The sequence below is a fragment of the Serratia sp. Nf2 genome (genome assembly GCF_003028435.1).
GTDB lineage: Bacteria > Pseudomonadota > Gammaproteobacteria > Enterobacterales > Enterobacteriaceae > Serratia > Serratia marcescens_L.
This window is the reverse complement of the sequence record NZ_PYTW01000002.1, coordinates 174,003-195,077: the sequence shown is the minus strand read 5'-3', so window position 1 is coordinate 195,077 and position 21,075 is coordinate 174,003. Positions and strand designations below refer to the sequence as shown.

The 21,075-nt window shown below is 59.5% G+C and carries 14 protein-coding genes; 10 read left to right on the top strand and 4 right to left on the bottom strand.

The genetic code is table 11. The features are described 5' to 3' along the window. Positions 1-34: 34 nt before the first annotated feature. Positions 35-2,428, bottom strand: a complete 2,394-nt coding sequence (locus tag C9411_RS05960) for a beta-N-acetylhexosaminidase (protein ID WP_107226654.1) — start codon at positions 2,426-2,428, stop codon at positions 35-37. A gap of 266 nt (positions 2,429-2,694) precedes the next feature. After that, positions 2,695-5,403 carry a magnesium-translocating P-type ATPase gene (mgtA, locus tag C9411_RS05955; protein ID WP_107226653.1) on the bottom strand — a complete coding sequence of 903 codons (2,709 nt, stop codon included), beginning with the start codon at positions 5,401-5,403 and terminating at the stop codon, positions 2,695-2,697. A gap of 422 nt (positions 5,404-5,825) precedes the next feature. Here mgtA and treR point away from each other — a divergent pair, with 422 nt between their 5' ends. From treR to treC, 3 genes are all read left to right on the top strand, one after another. Further along, positions 5,826-6,773, top strand: coding sequence for a trehalose operon repressor TreR (gene treR, locus C9411_RS05950; protein ID WP_043148219.1), 948 nt, complete (start codon positions 5,826-5,828; stop codon positions 6,771-6,773). Between the two features lie 129 nt (positions 6,774-6,902). Then, positions 6,903-8,318, top strand: a complete 1,416-nt coding sequence (gene treB / locus C9411_RS05945; RefSeq protein WP_049198760.1) for a PTS trehalose transporter subunit IIBC — start codon at positions 6,903-6,905, stop codon at positions 8,316-8,318. Between the two features lie 197 nt (positions 8,319-8,515). Next, positions 8,516-10,180: an alpha,alpha-phosphotrehalase gene (treC, locus tag C9411_RS05940; RefSeq protein WP_107226652.1), complete on the top strand. Its 1,665-nt coding sequence runs from the start codon at positions 8,516-8,518 to the stop codon at positions 10,178-10,180. A gap of 28 nt (positions 10,181-10,208) precedes the next feature. Here treC and C9411_RS05935 read toward each other — a convergent pair whose 3' ends face one another. Beyond that, positions 10,209-10,733, bottom strand: a complete 525-nt coding sequence (locus C9411_RS05935) for an NAD(P)H-dependent oxidoreductase (RefSeq protein ID WP_049232467.1) — start codon at positions 10,731-10,733, stop codon at positions 10,209-10,211. Between the two features lie 106 nt (positions 10,734-10,839). Between C9411_RS05935 and C9411_RS05930 the strand changes: the two genes are divergently transcribed. The 5 genes from C9411_RS05930 to C9411_RS05900 all read left to right on the top strand — a co-directional run bounded on the left by C9411_RS05930 (position 10,840) and on the right by C9411_RS05900 (position 18,220). After that, complete coding sequence (locus C9411_RS05930) at positions 10,840-11,754, top strand: LysR family transcriptional regulator (protein ID WP_033636854.1); 915 nt, start codon at positions 10,840-10,842, stop codon at positions 11,752-11,754. A gap of 244 nt (positions 11,755-11,998) precedes the next feature. Further along, complete coding sequence (gene nrdD, locus C9411_RS05925) at positions 11,999-14,137, top strand: anaerobic ribonucleoside-triphosphate reductase (RefSeq protein ID WP_107226651.1); 2,139 nt, start codon at positions 11,999-12,001, stop codon at positions 14,135-14,137. 168 nt (positions 14,138-14,305) lie between these two features. Further along, positions 14,306-14,770: an anaerobic ribonucleoside-triphosphate reductase-activating protein gene (gene nrdG / locus C9411_RS05915; RefSeq protein WP_107226650.1), complete on the top strand. Its 465-nt coding sequence runs from the start codon at positions 14,306-14,308 to the stop codon at positions 14,768-14,770. 176 nt (positions 14,771-14,946) lie between these two features. After that, entirely contained in the window at positions 14,947-16,317 is a 1,371-nt protein-coding gene (locus tag C9411_RS05910; protein WP_107226797.1) for a hypothetical protein, read from the top strand. Between the two features lie 823 nt (positions 16,318-17,140). Next, on the top strand, positions 17,141-18,220 hold the full coding sequence (locus tag C9411_RS05900; RefSeq protein WP_107226649.1) for a DUF6602 domain-containing protein: 1,080 nt from the start codon (positions 17,141-17,143) through the stop codon (positions 18,218-18,220). A 396-nt stretch (positions 18,221-18,616) separates the two neighbouring features. Here the strand turns inward: C9411_RS05900 and C9411_RS05895 are convergent, their stop codons facing one another. After that, positions 18,617-19,672 carry a permease gene (locus C9411_RS05895; protein ID WP_047729220.1) on the bottom strand — a complete coding sequence of 352 codons (1,056 nt, stop codon included), beginning with the start codon at positions 19,670-19,672 and terminating at the stop codon, positions 18,617-18,619. Positions 19,673-19,899: 227 nt separating this feature from the next. On the opposite strand from C9411_RS05895, the gene phnF reads away from it, so the two are divergent. Both phnF and phnG read left to right on the top strand, forming a co-directional pair. After that, a complete protein-coding gene (gene phnF / locus C9411_RS05890; RefSeq protein ID WP_199200117.1) occupies positions 19,900-20,628 on the top strand; it encodes a phosphonate metabolism transcriptional regulator PhnF in 729 nt (242 codons plus the stop codon). After that, entirely contained in the window at positions 20,629-21,072 is a 444-nt protein-coding gene (gene phnG / locus C9411_RS05885; RefSeq protein ID WP_019453314.1) for a phosphonate C-P lyase system protein PhnG, read from the top strand. Positions 21,073-21,075 lie beyond the last annotated feature (3 nt).

Sequence of the window (21,075 nt, the reverse complement as noted above, 5' to 3'; positions counted from 1 at the left end):
AAACCGGGGCTCAACTGGCCGAGCCCCGTCACCCTCACTCCGTTTTAAGGCCGCGCAGCAGCGCCTCCAGCGGGTACACCGCCGCAATCACCACTTCGTCGCGCGTCTGCGCCGCCGCATCCAGCCGGCGCTGCGCTTGCTCGGCCTCGGCCCGGCTCAGCGGTTTGCCCTGCTGATAGCGATCCAGCAGCGTTAAGCCCAGCGTGGCCAAAGCGTCAACGTCCTGCGCCACCGGCGCCAGCTCCCGCAGCGTGCGGTTGCCCGCGATCGCCGTCTGCACTGCCGCGCCGTTCGCCTGCCAGCGCTGCAGCCGTTCGCGCAGCGCCTGCGCCGCCGCCTTATCGCGCTTATCCTTCAGCAAGGCCGCGACCTGGGCATGCATGTCGCGTACCGCGCCGCTCTCCGGCGGCAGCGCATCGGCAAAGCGGTTCAGCGGTTCGAACTGGTGATAGTTGCCGGCCTGGAACTTCAGGTGCTGGCGGGTGTAATACTGCGCCGGCTCCACCGCCTCGGCCAGGATCTGCAGCGGCAGGATCTGCACGCTGTTGCTCAGCCGGGTGAATTCGCGCGCCGTTTCCGCGTGCTGCTGCAGGCCGACCGACACCACCGACCAGGCGTCGATCGCCGCCAGCCGCCGGTACATGTTGCTTTCGTCGGTGACGTCCTGTGCCGACCACAGCCGCTCCGCCACCGCGAAGGCGCGCGGCCACAGCTTGAGATCGAGAAGCGGCGCACGCACGTTTTCCGCCCACAGCGCCGCTTCACCGCCGAGAATGTTGGCTTGCCCTTTCTCGTCCGGCACCACCGGCATCTTGCCCGCCGGCACCGCCGCCAGTTTGTCGCCCTGGGTGGGGTAGCGCACGTTGCCGACCAACATATAGCCGCTGAGCTTGTCCTGCTGCAGCGTGAACACCGGCCGCGTGTCACCCATCCAGGTATCGACGCGGAACGTCACCTGCTGCGGCGTGCGCCAGACGATGTCGTGCACCGCGCGGCGCGATTTGCCGTTGAAATCGATAAAGCCGCGCCAGCCCTGTTTGCCCTCGATCAGCGTGAAGCTGCCCTCCACCGCGCTGCCCTTTAGGCGCGGCATGCTGAAACGCCAGCTTTGCGCCTGCTCGCCAGGTTGCACCGCCGTCTCGACCCCCAGCGGCTGCGGCAGAATTTCATTGCGGTAGTGATAGGCGGTGCTTTGCGGCTGATCGAGGTAGAAACCGGTGGAGAGAATGCCCTGATAGCCGTCCTGGGCGCTGGCACCCAGCGAGTCTTGCCCCTGCCAGGACTGAATGACGATCGAGCGCGGCAGCGACGGATGGTAGATCTCGTCCCAGCCAACCATCTGCCGCTGGTGTTTCTCGAGGATCTTTTCCAGCTTTTGGTTGAAGTAGGCCTGCAGCGCATGGGTATCCGCCAGCCCGTTCTTCTGCATAAACGCCTGAATCGACGGCGACGCCCGCCACTGGCTGGCGTCCACCTCGTCGCCGCCGATGTGCAGATAAGGATCGGGGAAGATCGCCGCCAGCTCGCCGACGATCGTGTCGACAAACTGATACACCTTGTCGCGGGTCGGATCGAGCGTCGGCTTATGCACGCCCCACTCGCGCTCCATGCGATACGGCCCCGGCGCGCTCATCAGGTCGGGATAGGCCACCGCAATGCTGGAGGCGTGCCCCGGCATGTCGATTTCCGGCACCACGCGAATGCCGCGCGCCGTGGCGTAAGCCACCACCTGCCGCATTTGCTCGCGGGTGTAGAACTGGCCGTCGCTGGCTTGCTGTTGCAGCTTGGGATAATGCTCGGAGGCAAAGCGCCAGCCCTGATCGTCGGTCAGGTGCCAGTGGAACACGTTAAGCTTGGCCGCCGCCATGCCGTCGAGCTGGCGCAGAATGTCCGGCAGCGGCAGGAAATGACGCGCCGAATCCAACAAAACGCCGCGCCACGGGAAGCGCGGCACGTCGCGGATATCCACCAGCGGCAGGAAGGTATTTTGCCCGTCGGTCTGCAGCAGCTGCAGCAGGGTTTCCATGCCGCGCAGCGCGCCGAATCGGGTGTTGGCGGTCAGCGTGGCGCCCTGCGGCGTGACCGCCAGCCGGTAACTCTCGTCGCTGCCCGGCAGCGGCTGCGCCGCCACCCGGTCTTTAATCATCACCCTGATCGCCGCGCCGTCCTTCGCTTCACCCGCCGGCGCCAGCGTCCAGCCGGTCTGCAGTTCGATGCGCTGGCGCCAGCGCGGCAGCGCGTCGCCCAAGTCGTCACCCTGCAGCGTCAGGGACAAACGGTGATCCAGCACCAGCTTGCCCGCCGGTTGCGTCACTTCCACCTGCTGCGGCCAGGGCATCAGCGGCAGATCGCCAGCCGGCTGCGCCAGCGCGCCGCAAGAAAACCATAACGATGAAGCCAGTAGCGTATAACGGAAAGGTCTGTGCATCGGAAATTCCTCAGAGGAAAAAAACAAAATATCCCCAATGAATTTCAAACCACCGCTAGGCGGCAAGCGCCCGCATCCCCAAGCGCTTAGGTCTGCTAAGTCACTGGGGGCGGGCGTACAGCCAACAACGCGGTGGCTTGAAAGGCGCAGGGGAAAACAGCCAACGCTGTAGATAAAGACTCAGCCCAGAACAGATGTCCAACCGTTGCGGTGAAAAAGCGGACGGGATCACAGTTGCCCCCTCCCGGCCGGAGGGGGCGAACGGGTTATTGCCAGCCGTAGCGGCGCACGAACCAGCCTTTCACGCACTGGGTCAGCACCATGTAACCGGCGAGGATCAGCACCAGCCACGGGAAGTAGCCGAGCGGCAGCGCCTGCAGCTGCAGGAAGCCGGCCAGCGGCGAGAACACCAGGCCGATGCCGGTGGCGATCACCGCCAGCGTCATGATGCACAGCGGCCAGGACGGGCGGCTCTGGATAAACGGAATTTTGCGCGTGCGGATCATGTGCACGATCAGCGTTTGCGACAGCAGCCCTTCCACGAACCAGCCGGACTGGAACAGCGTCTGCATTTCCGGCGTGTTGGCCTTGAATACCCACCACATCAGGCTGAAGGTCAGCACGTCGAAGATCGAGCTGATCGGCCCAAAGAACACCATAAACCGCCCCAAATCGGCGGAGTTCCAGCGCTGCGGCTGGGTGATCTGATCGTCGTCGACGTTATCGAACGGGATGGCGATCTGCGAGATGTCGTACATCAGGTTCTGAATCAACAGGTGCAGCGGCAGCATCGGCAGGAACGGCAGGAAGGCGCTGGCGATCAGCACGCTGAACACGTTACCGAAGTTGGAGCTGGCGGTCATCTTGATGTATTTCAGCATGTTGGCGAAGGTACGGCGCCCTTCGATCACCCCCTGCTCCAGCACCATCAGGCTTTTTTCCAGCAGGATGATGTCCGCCGCTTCCTTGGCGATGTCCACCGCCGAATCGACGGAGATGCCGATATCGGCCGCGCGCAGCGCCGGCGCGTCGTTGATGCCGTCGCCCATAAAGCCCACCACGTGCCCCTGGCGGCGCAGCAGTTTGACGATGCGCTCTTTGTGCAGCGGCGTCAGCTTGGCGAACACCGTGGTGCGCGCCGCCGCCTGCGCCAGCTGCTCGTCGTCCATCTGCTCGATCTCGCTGCCGCGCAGCAGACTATCGGCCTCCAGCCCGACGTCCCGGCACACTTTGGCGGCCACCAGCTCGTTGTCGCCGGTGAGGATCTTCACCGTGACGCCGTTCTGTTTCAGCGCCGCCAGCGCCGGCGCGGTGCTTTCCTTCGGCGGATCGAGGAAGGCGACGTAGCCTTCGAGGATCAGATCCGACTCGTCCGCCACGCCGTATTCATGGGTTTGCGCCGGCAGGACCTTGTTGGCCACCGCCACCACCCGCAGCCCCTGCTGGTTGAGATCGTCGGTGATGCGGCGAATGCGCGCCAGCAGCGCCTCGCTCAGCGGGATCACCTCGTCTTCGTGGCGCACGTGGCTGCAAATCGCCAGCATCTCTTCCAGCGCGCCCTTGCACACCAGCTCGTGATACTCGTTGTCCTTGGCCACCACCACCGACATGCGGCGGCGCACGAAATCGAACGGGATCTCGTCCACCTTGCGGTAGTTTTGCAACGCTTCCGGCTGCCGATTCTGCTCAGCGCAGCTCAGCACCGCCACGTCGAGCAGGTTTTTCAGCCCGGTCTGGTAGAAGCTGTTCAACCAGGCGTAGCGCAGCACCCGCTCGCTGCCGGCGCCGAACGCATCGGTGTGGCGCTCCAGCACGATCTTGTCCTGGGTCAGGGTGCCGGTCTTGTCGGTGCACAGAATGTCCATGGCGCCGAAGTTCTGAATGGCGTCCAGGCGTTTGACGATCACCTTCTGGCGCGACAGCTTCACCGCCCCTTTGGCCAGCGTCGAGGTGACGATCATCGGCAGCATTTCCGGCGTCAGCCCGACCGCCACCGACAGCGCGAACAGCGCCGCTTCCCACCAGTCGCCCTTGGTGTAGCCGTTGATCAGCAGCACGATCGGCGTCATCACCAGCATAAAGCGGATCAGCAGCCAGCTGACCTTGCTGATGCCGCTCTGGAAGGCGTTCGGCTGCTCATCCTGGCTGGTGACGCGCTGCGCCAGCTGGCCGAAATAGGTGCCGCCGCCGGTGCCGATCACCATTGCCAGCGCGGTGCCGCTGACCACGTTGGTGCCCATGAAGCACAGGTTCCGGCAGTCGAGCGGATCGGCCGCCAGCGCCTGCGGCGCCGCGGATTTTTCCACCGGCAGCGATTCGCCGGTCAGCGCCGCCTGGCTGATGAACAGATCCTTGGCCGACAGCAGGCGCAGATCCGCCGGGATCATGTCGCCGGCCGCCAGCTTGACGATATCGCCCGGCACCAGCTGCGCGATCGGCAGCTCCACGTGCTCGCTCCTGCCGGTGAGCGCATCGCTGCGGATCACCGTGGCAGTGTTGCTCACCATCGCTTTCAGCGCATCAGCCGCCCGGTTGGAGCGCGCCTCCTGGATGAAGTTCAGCAGCGTGGAGATCAGCACCATCAGCGCGATCACCAACGCGCCGGTGAGATCCTCGGTGGCGTAAGAGATCATGCCGAGCGCGGTCAGCAGCAGGTTGAACGGGTTGCGGTAGCAGTGCCAGAGGTGCTGCCACCAGGCCTCTTTCTGCTGATCGTCGATGACGTTCTCGCCGCAGCGCCGGCGCATCTGTTCCGCCTCATGGGCGGTGATGCCTTCCGGGTGGCTGTGAAAACGCTCAAACAGCTGCATTGTCTCTGCGGCGGCACAGTCCAGCCGCTGCTGCGCCAGGCCGGCCGGCATATCGCGCGCAGCGCCGCCGACGCCGTCCAGCAGGCTGTCGCGGCGCACCAAACGGCGCGGAAGGCCGCGGGCGAACAGGCCCAGCAGCTGACGGGGGAGTTTTTTCAGTTTCATGGTTCGCACCTCGTCGCCCGGTGCCTCACGGCAGCGGGTAAACGGGGATCGTCACCGGCCGGGCGGATGGCGGGCACGCCAAAAAGCCTCTGCCAACGCAGATCCTTATTCTTTTTCAGCAGCAGGAGCGAACGACGAAGCGCGCGCCACCGGTTACCGTGATGTACTTCACCGGTAAAACAGCAGCGCCAGGCGGAGAGGTTTTACCGGTGAACCGAGTGAGTGTCTAAAGCAGTCGGGTCGGGGTCCATATGGGGAATAACCTCCGGTAAAGGGAAAAACAGAGCGGCAGGAGCGGCCGTTCATCGCAATGTCACAATCCCGTTTTGCCTCAAGATCCGCGTGGGAAAATGAGCTATGCTGACGGGCATTGTTTTACAGGCCGTTATGTTACGCCTGTCCACTTCAACGAAAAGTAAACCATGCAAAACCGGCTGACCATCAAGGACATCGCACGCCTGAGCGGCGTAGGCAAATCCACCGTCTCACGCGTGCTGAACAATGAAGGCAGCGTGAGCCCGCAAACCCGCGAACGGGTGGAAGCGGTGATCCGTCAGCAAGGGTTTACCCCCTCCAAGTCGGCGCGCGCCATGCGCGGCCAGAGCGACAAGGTGGTGGGCATCATCGTTTCCCGTCTCGATTCGCCGTCGGAAAACCAGGCGGTGCGCACCATGCTGCCGCTGCTGTACCAGCAGGGCTTCGACCCGATCGTGATGGAGAGCCAGTTCGAAACCCGCCTGGTGCAGGAGCACCTGCACGTGCTGCGCCAGCGCAACGTCGACGGGGTGATCCTGTTCGGCTTCACCGGCCTGACTGCGGCGATGCTCAAACCGTGGCAGGAAAAAATGGTGGTGATGGTGCGTGAATACGACGGCTTCTCGTCCGTCTGCTACGACGACGCCGGCGCGGTGAACCTGCTGATGGATCGCCTGTACCGGCAAGGGCACCGGCATATCGGCTATCTGGGGGTGCAGCTCAGCGACGCCACCACCGGCCAGCGCCGCTATCAGGCCTACCTCGACGCCTGTGAACGCCTCAAGCTCACGCCGCGCGCCACGTTGGGCGAGCTGAGCTACCAGAGCGGTTTCCAGCACGCCGCCGAAGTGATTGATACACACACCAGCGCACTGATCTGCGCCTCCGACAGCATCGCCCTGGGGGCGATAAAGTACCTGCAGCAGCAGCCGGCGCGCGCCATTCAGGTATGCGCCATCGGCAACACCCCGCTGCTCAGCTTCCTGTTCCCCGATACCCTGTCGGTCGAGTTCGGCTACGGCAGCGCCGGCCTGCTGGCGGCGCAGCAGCTGCTGGCGCAGCTCAGCGGCGAACAGGGGATCCGCCGCTTGGTGGTGCCCAGCAAACTTTCCTGATTAAAAAGCGACCATTTTTTGTCATTTTGTGATCCTCGCCCCAAACCGGGAACGTTCCCATTCCATTAAAAAAGCCGAGTGACTAAGCTTTGATCATTACTCAGTCAACACCTCTGCAGGTATCCCATAATGAGCAAAGTAAAACAGCAGGATATTGACCGCCTGATTGTTTTGGTCGGCGGCCGCGAGAATATCGCCACCGTCAGCCATTGCATTACCCGGCTGCGTTTCGTCCTCAATGACCCCAGCAAGGCCAGCCCCAAAGAAATCGAAGAGCTGCCGATGGTCAAAGGTTGCTTCACCAACGCCGGGCAGTTCCAGGTGGTGATCGGCACCGACGTCGGCGACTACTATCAGGCGCTGATCGCCAGCACCGGCGTCAACGAGGCCGACAAAGAACAGGCCAAGGTCGCCGCGCGCCAGAACATGACCTGGACCGAGCGCACCATCTCCCACTTCGCCGAGATCTTCTTCCCGCTGCTGCCGGCGCTGATCAGCGGCGGTCTGATCCTCGGCTTCCGCAACGTGATCGGCGACATCCCGATGTCCGACGGCCAAACGCTGGCGCAGATGCACCCGGCGTGGAAAACCGTTTACGACTTCCTGTGGCTGCTGGGTGAAGCGATCTTCATGTTCTTGCCGGTGGCCATCTGCTGGTCGACGGTGAAAAAGATGGGCGGCACGCCGGTGCTCGGCATCGTGCTGGGCGTCACCCTGGTGTCGCCACAGCTGATGAACTCCTACCTGCTCGGCCAGCAAACGCCGGAAGTGTGGAACTTCGGCTGGTTCGTGATCCAGAAAGTCGGCTATCAGGCGCAGGTGATCCCGTCGATCCTGGCGGGCATGGCGCTGGGCTGGATCGAGACCCGGCTGAAAAAGATCGTCCCCGATTATCTCTATCTGGTGGTGGTGCCGGTAGTCTCGCTGCTGCTGGCGGTGTTCCTGGCGCACGCGCTGATCGGGCCGTTCGGCCGCATGATCGGCGATGGGGTTGCCTGGGCGGTGAAAGCGGTGATGACCGGCAGCTTCGCCCCGGTGGGCGCCGCGCTGTTCGGCTTCCTGTATGCGCCGCTGGTGATCACCGGCGTGCACCAGACCACGCTGGCCATCGACATGCAGATGATCCAGAGCATGGGCGGCACCCCGGTGTGGCCGCTGATTGCGCTGTCCAACATCGCGCAGGCCTCGGCGGTGCTCGGCATCATCATCATCAGCCGCAAGGCCAACGAGCGCGAAATCTCGGTGCCGGCGGCGATCTCCGCCTACCTCGGCGTGACCGAACCGGCGATGTACGGCATCAACCTCAAATACCGCTTCCCGATGCTGTGCGCGATGATCGGCTCCGCGATCGCCGGCCTGATCTGCGGCCTGGACGGCGTGATGGCCAACGGCATCGGCGTCGGCGGCCTGCCGGGCATCCTGTCTATCAAGCCGCAGTTCTGGCTGATTTACTCGCTGGCGATTCTGGTGGCGATCGTCATCCCGCTGGTGCTGACCATCATGGTCTACAAACGCAAGGCCGCCCGCGGCGAGCTGCCGGTTTAATTGACGCAAAATACGCAACATGAATGTAGGGGCTGGAAATACCCTATAGCTTTCGAGCTGTAGCTAGGCGGCAAGGGTGCAAATCCCCAGGAGCTTACTCAAGTAAGTGACTGGGGTGCAGCGCCAGCAGCCAACAACGCTGCAGTTTGAAAGATGAAGGGTACAGGCCCGTTGTCACGATTCAAAGGTATTGATCTATGAGCAACCCAACCCCCTGGTGGCAGAACGGCGTCATCTACCAAATTTATCCGAAGAGTTTTCAAGACAGCACCGGCAACGGCTACGGCGATTTGACCGGCGTGACCCGGCGGCTGGACTATCTGCAGGAGCTGGGCGTCGACGCCATCTGGCTGACGCCGGTCTACGTCTCACCCCAGGTGGACAACGGCTATGACGTGGCGGACTACTGCGCCATCGATCCGGCTTACGGCACCATGGCGGACTTCGAGCAGCTGGTCGCCGCCGCCCACCGGCGCGGCATCCGCATCGTGATGGACATGGTGTTCAACCACACCTCGACCGAGCACCCGTGGTTCAAAGCCGCGCAGGATCGCCACAGCCCGTATCGCCAGTTCTACGTCTGGCGCGACGGCGAAGGGGATACGCCGCCGAACAACTGGCGCTCCAAGTTCGGCGGCAATGCCTGGCAGTGGCACGCCGACAGCGGCCAGTACTACCTGCACCTGTTCGCCACCGAGCAGGCGGATCTCAACTGGGAACACCCGCCGGTGCGCGAAGAGCTGAAGAAAGTGTGTCAGTTCTGGGCGGACAAAGGCGTCGACGGCCTGCGCCTCGACGTGATCAACCTGGTGTCCAAGCAGCAGGATTTCCCGTCCGACAGCCAGGGTGACGGCCGCCGCTTCTACACCGACGGCCCGCGCATTCACGAGTTCCTGCAGGAAATGAGCCGCGACGTGTTCCAGCCACGCGGCCTGATGACGGTGGGCGAGATGTCTTCCACCACGCTTGAGCATTGCCAGCAGTACGCGGCGCAGAGCGGCGAAGAGCTGTCGATGACCTTCAACTTCCACCACCTAAAAGTGGACTACGCCGGCGGTGAAAAATGGACGCGGGCGGCGCCGGATTATGTGGAACTGAAGCAGATCTTCCGCCACTGGCAGCAAGGGATGCATAACCGCGCCTGGAACGCGCTGTTCTGGTGTAACCACGATCAACCGCGCATCGTGTCGCGCTTTGGCGATGAAGGCGCACTGCGAGTACCGGCCGCCAAAATGCTGGCGATGGTGCTGCACGGTATGCAGGGCACGCCTTATATCTACCAGGGTGAAGAGATCGGCATGACCAACCCCGGCTTCCGCGCCATCGAGCAGTATCGCGACGTGGAAAGCCTGAACATGTACGCCGAACTGAGCGCCCAGGGCCGCGGCGACGCCGAACTGCTGGCGATCCTGGCGGACAAATCGCGCGACAACGGCCGCACGCCGATGCAGTGGAGCTCCGCGCCGCACGCCGGTTTCACCACCGGCACGCCGTGGATCGGCTGCGCCGAGAACTACCCGCAGATCAACGCCGACGCGGCGCTGGCCGATCTCGACTCGGTGTTTTACGCCTACCGCCAACTGATCACCCTGCGCAAGCAGTATCCGCTGCTGACCCACGGCGACTATCAGGATCTGGCGCCGGATCACCCGGCGCTGTGGTGCTATCAGCGCAGCTGGAACGGCCAGCGCCTGCTGGTGGTGGCCAACCTGAGCCGCGAACCGCTGGCCTGGGCGGCGGAAGGCGTGGAAGCCTCCGCCCAGTGGCGCCCGCTGATGAGCAACTACAGCGACTCGGCGGATCAGCCGCAGGCGCTGACGCTGCGGCCGTTCGAAGCGGTGTGGTGGCTGCTCGAAGACTAACCCCGCAGGGCGCGGCGAGCGCTGCGCCCTACAATGTCCCCATCAGCGCCACCACCCCGGCGGCCGCTTGCGCCAACTGCTCATCGCTCATGTCGGTCACGCCCTGCACCAGATGCGGCGGCAGATAATCCATGCCGGTCAGGTTAGCCAGCGCGTGGAACGGCAGCAGCAGATCCTGCACCGGATAGCGGTTGTAGCCTGCCGGCGTGTAGGCCTGCGCGTTGCCGCCGGTGCTCACCACCAGCTGCAGCGGCTTGCCGTGCAGTTTAGTGCCCTCGCTGCCGTAGGCGAAACCATAGGTTAATACCGCGTCCTGCCATTCGCGCAGGATCGCCGGCGAGCTGTACCAGAAAAACGGGAACATCATCACCACCGCATCATGACTTTCCAGCAGCTCCTGTTCACGCGCCACGTCGATGCGGTAATCCGGGTAAGCGCGGATAAGCTCGTGCACGGTCACGTTAGGCAGCGGGCGCACGGCCTCGATCAGCGCCTGGTTGATGCGCGACTCGTCGGGGGTGCGGTGGGCGGTTAACACTAAAATGCGTGACATAAAGGATTCCTTGAACGTAAAGAAGATGAGGCATTTTTCCATTTCTGCCGCTTCGGGTGTAGGCTGTTCAAGGTCACTTCAATTTCAACCGAAAGTATCAACCACTATGTCGCTGCCCTTTGACGTGCACCGCCTGCTGCCGGCCTTCCTCGCCGCCGCGCAGGCGCAAAATTTCTCCGCCGCCGCCCGCCAGCTGGGCGTCACGCCGGCGGCGGTCAGCAAAAATATCCGCGCGCTGGAAGAGAAGCTGGCGCTGCGGCTGTTTCAGCGCAACACCCACAACGTGCTGCTGACCGACGAGGGCAAAGCGCTGCTGGCGCAGGTGGCGCCGCTGTGGCAGGCGTTGGCGGCGACGCTGGAAAGCGCCGGCGGCGAACGGCAGGCGCCGGCCGGGGTGGTGCGCGTCACGATGATCCCCGGCTTCGGCCGCCAGATGCTGATGCCGTTGATCCCGCAATTTCTGGCGCGCTACCCGCAGATCGATCTCGATCTGTCGCTGGACGCCCGGGTGGTGAATCTGGTGGGCGAAGGTTTCGACGTCGGCATCGGCAGCCGGGTCGATCCCGACAGCCGGCTGGTGGCCCGCCCGCTCTACCCGATGCACATGGTGCTGGCGGCGTCGCCCGACTATCTGGCGCGGCGCGGTGAACCGCAAACGCCGCACGATCTGCTGCGGCACGACTGCCTGCTGCACCGCAACCCCAGCAACGGCCGCCACGTCAAATGGCAGCTGCGCCATCAGGGCGAAACGCTGGCGCTGGATCTGAACGGCCGGCTGGTGGTCAGCCGGCCGGAGATGTTGCTGGATGCGGCGCTGGCCGGGCTCGGCATCGTCAACCTGGCGCGCTGGTACCTCGAAAAGCACTTTGAGCAGGGCACGCTGCGGCCGGTGCTGGCGGAGTGCTGGCCGCGCCCGGTGCAGCTGTGGCTCTATTACGCCTCGGCGGATCTGCCGCCGCGGGTGCGCGTCTGGGTCGATTTTCTGCTGGCGCATTTTCGCGATCGGCCAGTGAGCGATTGACGACTGTTCAGCTTGCGCACGCTCTTCCGTTTTCCTTGTTCTACATCAAAAGAATCTCGCCAATATCTATATATAGTGCATTAAGAATTATGAACACCTATATATAGTAGTTATCCACAAAATCATCCACACGCCGCCACAGCCCTTGCGCGCTGCGGCTTTGCCCTGTGGATAAGCGAAATTTGACGGTTGCTCGCCACGCCAGGCGGGTATGAACGCTCCCTCGGGGAACAAGGAGTACAACGTGAAACCAGTAGTGATTAAGCGGGACGGTTGCCAGGTACCTTTTGACGAAGCGCGCATCGCGCAGGCCATCGAGCGCGCCGCGCTGGCGGTGGGCGTGGTCGACGCCGACTACTGCGCCACCGTCGCCCGCGTGGTCGCTCAGCGCATGGAGCAGCAGCCGCGCGTCGATATCCACGAGATCCAGCAGGCGGTGGAAAACCAGCTGATGGCCGGCGAGTACAAACAGCTGGCGCGCGCCTATATCGAATACCGCCACGATCGCGACGTGGCGCGCGAGCTGCGCGGCCGCCTGAACCAGGAGATTCGCGGCCTGGTCGAGCAGAGCAACCGCGCGCTGCTGAACGAGAACGCCAACAAGGACAGCAAGGTGATCCCCACCCAGCGCGACCTGCTGGCGGGCATCGTCGCCAAACACTACGCCAAGCAGCACATCCTGCCGCGCGACGTGGTGCTGGCCCATGAACGCGGCGAAATTCACTACCACGATCTCGACTACTCGCCGTTCTTCCCGATGTTCAACTGCATGCTGATCGATCTGAAAGGCATGCTGACCAACGGCTTCAAGATGGGCAACGCCGAGATTGAGCCGCCGAAGTCGATCTCTACCGCCACCGCCGTGACCGCGCAGATCATCGCCCAGGTCGCCAGCCATATCTATGGCGGCACCACAATCAACCGCATCGATGAAATTCTGGCGCCGTTCGTCGACGAGAGCTTCCGCAAACACCTGCAGGTGGCGGAAGCGTGGCAGATCCCGGACGCCAAAGGCTATGCCATGGCGCGCACCGAGAAAGAGTGTTACGACGCCTTCCAGTCGCTGGAGTACGAGGTTAACACCCTGCACACCGCCAACGGCCAGACGCCGTTCGTCACCTTCGGCTTCGGCCTCGGCACCAGTTGGGAGTCGCGCCTGATCCAGCGCTCGATATTGAAAAACCGCATCGCCGGGCTGGGCAAAAACCGCAAGACCGCCGTGTTCCCCAAACTGGTGTTCGCCATCCGCGACGGCCTCAACCACCAGTACGGCGATCCGAACTACGACATCAAGCAGCTGGCGCTGGAGTGCGCCAGCAAGCGCATGTACCCGGACATCCTCAACTACGATCAGGTAGTGAAGGTCACCGGCTCGTTCAAAACGCCGATGGGCTGCCGCAGCTTCCTCGGCACCTACGAGCAGGACGGCGAACTGGTGCACGACGGCCGCAACAACATCGGCGTCATCAGCCTCAACCTGCCGCGCATCGCGCTGGAGGCGATGGGCGATGAGTCGCGCTTCTGGGCGCTGCTGGATCAGCGCCTGCAGCTGGCGAAAAAGGCCCTGATGACGCGCATCGCCCGGCTGGAAGGCATCAAGGCGCGGGTGGCACCAATCTTGTACATGGAAGGCGCCTGCGGCGTGCGGCTCAAGGCCGACGACAACATCGCCGATATCTTCAAGAACGGCCGCGCCTCGATTTCGCTGGGCTATATCGGCCTGCACGAGACCATCAATGCGCTGTTTGGCGGCGAAAACCACGTGTATGACGACGAGGCGCTGCGCGCCAAAGCGGTGGCGATCGTCACGCGCCTGCGCGCCGCCGTCGACGCCTGGAAAGACGAGACCGGCTACGGCTTCAGCCTCTACAGCACGCCGAGCGAGAACCTGTGCGATCGCTTCTGCCGGCTGGACACCGCCGATTTCGGCGTGGTGCCGGGCGTCACCGACAAGGGCTATTACACCAACAGCTTCCACCTCGACGTGGAGAAGAAGGTCAATCCGTACGACAAGCTGGACTTCGAAGCGCCCTACCCGCCGTTGGCCAGCGGCGGCTTCATCTGCTACGGCGAATACCCGAACCTGCAGCACAACCTGAAGGCGCTGGAAGACGTGTGGGACTACAGCTACAGCCGGGTGCCTTACTACGGCACCAACACGCCGATCGACGAGTGCTACGAGTGCGGCTTCACCGGTGAATTCTCCTGCACCAGCAAAGGCTTCACCTGCCCGAAATGCGGCAACCACGACTCGGCCAAGGTCTCGGTCACCCGCCGGGTGTGTGGCTACCTCGGTAGCCCCGATGCCCGGCCGTTCAACGCCGGCAAGCAGGAAGAGGTGAAACGCCGGGTGAAACACCTCGGCAACGGGCAGCTCGGCTGAAAAGCACCGCGCAGCTTATGCAGAAGCCTGTTCATCAGGCGCGATTGTCGCAGCCAGTTTGCCTTCGGCCAGCGCGCACAAACCGCAGCGTACACGCAGTACGTGAGGATTGGGAGCCCTGCCCGGAGGCAAAATGGCCAGTAAAATAGCCTGATGGGCAGGCCTCACATGAATTATCACCAGTACTACCCGATTGACGTCGTCAACGGCCCCGGCACCCGCTGCACGCTGTTTGTCGCCGGCTGCGTGCACCAGTGCCCCGGCTGCTACAACAAAAGCACCTGGCGGCTCAACTCCGGCCAACCGTTCACCCCGGCGCTGGAAGACCGCATCATCGCCGATCTGAACGATACGCGCGTCCCGCGCCAGGGGCTGTCGCTCTCCGGCGGCGATCCGCTGCACCCGTCCAACGTGCCGAGCATCTTGCAGTTGGTGAAACGGGTGCGCGCCGAGTGCCCCGGCAAGGATATCTGGCTGTGGACCGGCTACCGGCTGGCGGAGCTGGACGCACAGCAAATGCAGGTGGTGGACAGACTCAACGTGCTGATCGACGGCAAGTTCGTGCAGGATTTGAAAGACCCGGCGCTGATCTGGCGCGGCAGCAGCAACCAGGTGGTGCATAGGTTGCGATGAGCTGATAGCTCGTGTCTCGACGTGTGTTAATACAAAGTCGGCATGATACGGCTACGGCACAGAGCTAAACCTGATCTGATCGGCGGGTTTGTGCCAGAAGCGGACATTGCTCACTCCTCACAGCGTTAATCACTGGGGAGCAGTTCATGCTAATTAGTTATATAAGGTGGAGTTGCGTGGAAATTCAATCAATCAAAGAATCTAGATTTAATGCTCTTGCGGCTTATGCGAGAATTCCAGATGTTAAAATTATTAGCAAGGAGGTTGGTTGGTATCAAACTGATGATCTACTCATTGTAGCCTGTATGATATTCGATTATACAGATGGTGAGTATGCAGGAAATATAATGGTAAGAGATGATGCTGAAAGGTATCGTAACGTAATAATATCAGAGTTTTTCTCTGATATTGAGTTTGCCAAAGAAGCCTTATTTATAAGAATTGAAGAGTGTCACGCAGATATTGATAATATTCGCTTGGAGTACCTGGGGGAATTTAATTCTACAATTCCAGTTGACTTCTTTACACCGTTGAATGGGACGCAAGATAGACTAGATCCTATATTTGATGAGTTGATTAACAACCCAATGCATTTGTCCGCGAAAAATATCATTGAGCCTATGATGAGATGGCATGAGGATGCTGACGGAAACTTTATTGAGCAGTTTCAAACTACAGGCTTCAAACAGCGGATTTGGGAGTTATATTTATTTGCTATGCTCATCGAGAATGATGTAATCCTCGAGCCTGAAGTGGCAATTCCTGATTTTATATGTCATGGTTTTTATGGTCGTTTTTGTGTAGAAGCAACCACGGTAAACCCAACAGTGACAAGGGGCGTAGCTGAATCCATCCCAGTACCATCCTCCCCAGCAGAGTTGGAGGATATTCAGCGTAACTACTACCCAATCAAGTTCGGGAGCGCTTTATTTTCCAAGCTGAGAAAACAGTACTGGTTAAAGGAGGTATGCGTTGGAAAACCTTTAATTTTAGCGATTACTGATTGCATAAGCCCTGAATCAGGAAAAATTTCCAAAAACTCATTGGCATATTATCTCTATGGTTACATTCATGATTGGCAGCATGATGAGAACGGTCAATTACAAATACTACCACGACGAATTGATGAGCATAGATGGGGGGATAAAGTGATCCCCTCTGGCTTTTTCAATCTGGAGAACTCTGAACATATAAGTGCTGTAATATTTTCAAACGACGCATCATTAGGTAAATTTAATCGAATGGGGTTAATGAATGGTTTTGCCCCCGAAGGAACTCAAATGAGGCGGATTGGAACACAGTATAACTTGGACCCTAATGCTACAGAGCCATTGCCGTTTTATTTAAACGTTAATGATGAAAGTTACCAGGAATATTGGACTGAAGGGTTAGATGTTTATCACAATCCGAACGCACTTATTCCTCTATCACCTTCAGTCTTCGAAAACGCAGCTCATCACTTTTTGTTGCCTGATGGAAATGTAAGATCTGAATTTCCAACATTTCAGCCGCAAGGTTCTATTACTAGGATAAGTCTCGCCGAATAATTTTGTCTAGGCCGGCGGATAAATGCTGGCCGATCAACAAAAGTAGTTCTAGAATCACTACTAATATGGTCAACCGCCCCTCCGGCTCGTTTGTCAACCAGCTCCCGAATGTCCCCTTTATCGCTCAAAACTGCCAGTCAGATATTTTACATTCTTCGCAAGAGAGGATTGACATTCAGAAATGCGCAGATCCCGCCGAGGTCCGGGGTGGTAGGGGACACGTAGTGAAGCCTTCCACCTGTAAGGCGCAATTGGCTTTGACCTTTGGATGTTTTGTTTTCCGAACGATTTTGCTTTAACAAAGTCTAGTAAGTTACACTTGTCTTTAAAAGTGGCCCGCCGGGGGCATTGCGAAATGCCCCGCCTAGCTAAGGGAATGAGGGTGGTGTTTGGCGAACTACGCGATGATGCGCTGCAAAAAACAGGTGGAAATGGGAAGCGTTGCCAGTGCGTTGCAACGCTGTTACAGAGAGCAGGAGATGCCTAACGCTGATGCTGAACGTACACCAAAAAATGAATACGATGTGTGTCGAATCGACAGCTCAGGCAATGGACAGATTACGGGATTTACTATCCTGTGTTACGAAGCCGTTTAAGGGATTGCATCAAGACCAGATGTAGGAGATTTTTCGGATGTCTACGATTTTCCAGCAAGAGAATCGAGAGCGCGAGCTAGAAAAACGAATTAAAAGTGAAATTCATAAAAAATCTCGTAGTTATAGTGACTTTGAACGCTAGTTATTTATATATACAGCACTTAATTGTCTGGATAGATCACAAGTTATAAAATCGGGAATAATAAAAAACAGGATAGAACATTGACATGAGCATTATCTCAGAAAAAATATCATCTAGAATAAAAACATTAAAGCAAGAGTTTGCTGTAAATAAAAACGTAGAACACCAGGGGGTTAAGGGTGGTTTGAATGAAGTAGAGTTGATAAAAATAATAAAAGACGTCATTCCAAGAAAGTATGATATTTCAAGAGGTATAATTGAGAACTCGCATGGAGAGCAATCAAATGAAAGTGATATTATTATTTATGATAATGAAATCTTACCACCATATATAAATAACGACCTTGCCTTCGTTCCTATGGAAGCAGTTAGATATAACATTGAGGTTAAATCAACTTTAACAGCGAAAGAGCTAGAAACAACAATTGAAAAATTTAGAAAATTTCGGTCAATTGGTGGGAAGTCTCCTACCGTTCTATTCGCATTTTCAAGTAACGCCAAGAAAAGCGAACTGAGCAGATATTATGATAACGATACTAATTTCTTGGCAAATCCAGCCATTGACGTACTCTGCATTTCTGATAAGTGTTACTACTACAAACATACAGAGATTAAATATTTAAAAGACCACCTTAGCAATTCTGATATTCTTAAAAGTTTCATGGGCGATGATAATATAAAAATGTCAAACTTTACAAATATCATTCAAGACACTTTAAAAAACAATGATTTTCTATCTAGTTTAACGAGATCTCAATTTGCTTTATTATTGCAATCTTCTATTCAAGCCAATAAAATAGTTTCCGATTTTGACACGAGGAAAATTACAATAAACGGCATTAATTTTAATGAAATAACTTTTAAAATACACCAATGGATTGGAGTTGAGTGCAACGATAATGATGTTGAGTTATCACTTTTTTCTGGAATATCAAACACATTATCTAAAGAATCATTTGGTAATTACTTACTTAACGAAAAGAAAGCTGATCCCAAGGTTTTTTCGATATGCTGTGAGGATATGTGGGGTAATTTAAGTTGTCAGAAATTTGATAAAAACGGTCTAGGTGACGACTTTAAAAATTTCAGTTTCAGTTTTGAAAGCTCAGCTGAAGAAAGTAAAATAACATTTTACTTTAAACAAAACCCACCACAGGAAGAATAAAACCCGCACAAGACGGGTACTGTCGGCCACCAGATGGATTATACCATTTAGCCCTGTATGACGCTGGGGCCGCTTTTCAATGCTCTTTTGTTATTACTAGCAGTACCCTTCCTGATAAACTGGGGGGCAGGCGATAAGTTTTGCTCCGCCCAATCCTCGGTCCTTATGTGAGCATCCCGGTAGCAGTACCATTCACTTTTGAGAGTATATAGTAATACAAGGTCCGCTCCTCGCTCAAAGCCGATCAATAGCGCCCCCGGATTTTCGCTTTAAATAAAGCCATTCGTTTTTCTACCTCCGAATGGCTTAGATAAACCGCTGTGCCGGTGCTCAAACGTTCAAAGATGCCATCTCCTGCTTTGAGACAGCATCGGGCCACTCATCAGCAACGATAAGTTACACCAACCCCATACCCACCACGCCGGTCAGTACGCCGCACAGCGCCACCAACGCCGCCGTCAGGCACAGCGCGCGGGCGGAGAAGGCTTTGTTGAGCATCAGCAGCGAAGGCAGGCTGACCGCGGGCAGGGTCATCAGCAGCGCCAGCGCCGGGCCTGCGCCCATGCCCGCCAGCATCATGGTCTGTACGATCGGGATTTCCGCCGCGGTGGGGATAACAAACAGGCAGCCGACGATCGCCAGGCCGATGATCCACAGCAGGCTATTGTCGACGGCGCCGTCGGCATGCGGGAACAGCCAGACCCGTGCCGCGCCCAGCGCCAGCACCGCCAGCACGTAGATCGGGATGGTCGACCAAAACAGCGCCCACAGCGCTTTGCCCCAGCGGGCAAGGAACGGCCGCTCGTCGCTCTGCGCCGTCATCAGCGGCGGCTGCGGCGCGGCGGGCTGCGGGTCGTTGGCGGTCACGCGCTGCACCAGCCAGGCGATGCCCAGCACCATCACTACGCCCGCCACCAGGCGGATGGCGGCGAACGGCCAACCGAGCACAAACCCCATGAATACCAGCGTCGCCGGGTTCAATACCGGGTTGGCGAGCCAAAAGGCCAGCGCGGCGCCGCTGGACACCGACTGACGGCGCATGCCGGCGGCAACCGGTGCGGCGCAGCAGGTGCACATCATGCCCGGCAGCGCGATCAGCGCCCCCAGCACGGTGCCGGAAAAACGCCGGTGGCCGAGCGTGCGCGCCAGCCAGTCGCGCGGGATCAGCACCTGCACCAGCGAACCTAACAGCACCCCGAGCAGCGCCGCCTTCCACACCGCGGTGAAGTAGACCAGCGCGTACTGCCAGGCCGCCAGCCAGGGGCTCGCGGCGCCGTCGGCCAGGATCGACTTGCCGATCGAGTGGCTGTCCGCCGCCACGAAGGCCTTGCCGTAGTAAGGCTGCCATTTGACGTAGTAGAGGCCGACGGCCACCACCAGCAGAAACAGGATCGGTTTCCACAGCGGCCAGGCGCGTGGGGCGTGTTCAGGGGCGTTCAGAGGTTGCGGCATGGTAGCGGCCAGAGTCAGTCAACAGTGGCGCCAGCATAGCGCGCCGCCGCCGCCCGTGCACGCCCGGGCTGTCCTAAATAGTTCATCTGTTCGCCACCGCCGCGTAACGCAATTGTCATCTGCGCCCGGCACCATGATGCCAACTTGAAAACCACAGGGTAGACGCCCGATGAAACGCACCGCTTCCGCCTTCATCGCACAGCCATCGGTATGACGAGGTTTTTATTATGATGGAGTTATCTAGACATCCGACCACTTACCCCACCCGCTATCAGCAGATCGCCGCACAGCTGGAACAGGAGCTGCGCACGCAGTACCGCTGCGGCGACTACCTGCCTTCGGAACAGCAACTGGCCGAACGTTACCAGGTCAATCGCCACACGCTGCGCCGCGCGGTGGATCAGCTGGTGGAGCGCGGCTGGCTGCAGCGCCGCCACGGCGTCGGCATTCTGGTGCTGATGCGGCCTTACGACTACCCGCTGCACGCCAATACCCGCTTCAGTCAGAACCTGTTCGAGCAGGGCAGCCACCCCACCAGTGAGCGCTTACTCGCTGTCTTGCGCCCGTGCAACGGGCATGTCGCCAGCGCACTCTCGCGTGAAGAAGGCGAAATGGTGATCCACCTGCGCACCCTGCGCCGGGTCAACGGCGTGCCGATGAGCGTGATCGACCACTATTTGCCCGATCTGGACTGGTGGCCGGCGCTGCAGCAGTTCCACAGCGGTTCGCTGCACCAGTTTATCGAACAGTACCTCCAGCAGCCGCTGACCCGCCGCCAGACGCGCATCAGCGCGCGCCGCGCGCAGGCCAAAGAGAGCCGGCTGCTGGAGATCGCCACCCACGCGCCGCTGCTGTGCGTGCGCACCCTTAACGTCCGCAGCGGCGGCGAAGACGTGGCGGAATACTCCGTCAGCCTGGCCCGCGCCGACATGATTGAACTGACGATGGAGCACTGAATGCAAGCCTTAGAGTCGAGACAACGCTGGATGTCGGTGCTGGCGCACAGCCGGCCCGAGCAGCTGCGCAGCCACTGGCAGGCGCTGAACCTCAGCCCGGGTTACCGCAGCATCCGCGCGCCGGAGATCGGCCTGGCCCAGCTGCAGGGGCGCATGGGCGCCACCGGCCGCCGCTTCGTGCTGGGGGACATGACGGTCACCCGCGCGGTGGTGCAGCTGGACAACGGCGGCTACGGCTACAGCTATATCGCCGGGCGCGACAAGGCGCACGCCGAGCTGTGCGCGCTGGCCGATGCGCTGCTGCAACAGCCGGAACACGGCGAACGCCTGCAACAACAGCTGATCGCGCCGCTGGCTGCGCTGCAGCACGAACAGCGCCAGCTGCGCGCCCGGGCCATCGCCGCCAGCCGGGTGGACTTCTTTACGCTGGTGCGAGGGGATTAAGCC

Coding starts and splice junctions, on each gene's coding strand:
- C9411_RS05960 (WP_107226654.1), bottom strand. CDS start 2,428: ATGCACAGACCTTTCCGTTATACGCTACTGGCTTCATCGTTATGGTTT.
- mgtA (WP_107226653.1), bottom strand. CDS start 5,403: ATGAAACTGAAAAAACTCCCCCGTCAGCTGCTGGGCCTGTTCGCCCGC.
- treR (WP_043148219.1), top strand. CDS start 5,826: ATGCAAAACCGGCTGACCATCAAGGACATCGCACGCCTGAGCGGCGTA.
- treB (WP_049198760.1), top strand. CDS start 6,903: ATGAGCAAAGTAAAACAGCAGGATATTGACCGCCTGATTGTTTTGGTC.
- treC (WP_107226652.1), top strand. CDS start 8,516: ATGAGCAACCCAACCCCCTGGTGGCAGAACGGCGTCATCTACCAAATT.
- C9411_RS05935 (WP_049232467.1), bottom strand. CDS start 10,733: ATGTCACGCATTTTAGTGTTAACCGCCCACCGCACCCCCGACGAGTCG.
- C9411_RS05930 (WP_033636854.1), top strand. CDS start 10,840: ATGTCGCTGCCCTTTGACGTGCACCGCCTGCTGCCGGCCTTCCTCGCC.
- nrdG (WP_107226650.1), top strand. CDS start 14,306: ATGAATTATCACCAGTACTACCCGATTGACGTCGTCAACGGCCCCGGC.
- C9411_RS05900 (WP_107226649.1), top strand. CDS start 17,141: ATGAGCATTATCTCAGAAAAAATATCATCTAGAATAAAAACATTAAAG.
- C9411_RS05895 (WP_047729220.1), bottom strand. CDS start 19,672: ATGCCGCAACCTCTGAACGCCCCTGAACACGCCCCACGCGCCTGGCCG.
- phnF (WP_199200117.1), top strand. CDS start 19,900: ATGATGGAGTTATCTAGACATCCGACCACTTACCCCACCCGCTATCAG.
- phnG (WP_019453314.1), top strand. CDS start 20,629: ATGCAAGCCTTAGAGTCGAGACAACGCTGGATGTCGGTGCTGGCGCAC.